Source organism: Pseudomonas sp. SIMBA_068 (assembly GCF_046534705.1).
GTDB classification, from domain to species: Bacteria; Pseudomonadota; Gammaproteobacteria; order Pseudomonadales; family Pseudomonadaceae; genus Aquipseudomonas; species Aquipseudomonas putida.
In genome coordinates, this window is sequence record NZ_JAWRYI010000554.1 from 1 (window position 1) to 270 (window position 270).

At 40.4% G+C, this 270-nt stretch carries 1 pseudogene; it reads right to left on the reverse strand.

Annotation, left to right across the window (positions count from 1 at the left end):
• Positions 1–270: pseudogene (locus SB756_RS30375) on the reverse strand (diadenosine tetraphosphatase); the annotation flags it as partial.

The window sequence follows — 270 nt, forward strand, 5'->3', positions numbered from 1 at the left end:
CCCGTTGCCCCACACGCAGCCTGTATCTAACGCGTGAATGTGATTGAGGTCTGTTTTACCTTCAAGCGATGCCCAGTGGCCAAAAATAAGCTCATCCTTAAGTGTGAGAATATTCTTGTGCATAAACCAAGGTGTTAACGAATTACTATCTGCTATTGCGCCTTTTGCATTAAGGTCAAGCATATTATTGCGGGTTAAAAAACGCATTCGGGTAAAGTAATTGACTATGTATCTAAATTTTTCATAGTCATTAAGTGTTGTTGACCACGT